The following is a 311-nucleotide window of genomic DNA, read 5'->3' on the forward strand; positions in this document are numbered from 1 at the left end:
TCGAGCTTCTGAAGTACCTCTGCACACTCGACGCACTTGAGATCGAGCGTGCCGAACAGATGGACGAGGATCTGGCAAGCGGGCGGGTACCTGATACACCGGCGAACCGTGAACTGTGTAGCGTACGCTTTGAGATGGTCACGCCACGCCAACTCGTCGCCATCGACTTCATGCTGTCGATGCACCACTATGCACCTCACGCCTTTCCGGCGCTGTCAGTCTGGTATGACGTTCACAAGCTTGGCCGTCGATATCACATTCCTGACGTGAAAAAATCGCCTAAGGTTCCGATCGAACTGCATGGCTGGTAC

Annotated in this window: 1 pseudogene; it reads left to right on the forward strand. The window is 55.6% G+C overall.

Features of this window, described 5'->3' with window-relative positions:
- Nucleotides 1–311, forward strand: a pseudogene (locus tag SB753_RS36025) (hypothetical protein); the annotation flags it as partial.

Source organism: Paraburkholderia sp. SIMBA_053, assembly GCF_046534895.1.
Lineage (GTDB): Bacteria > Pseudomonadota > Gammaproteobacteria > Burkholderiales > Burkholderiaceae > Paraburkholderia > Paraburkholderia caledonica.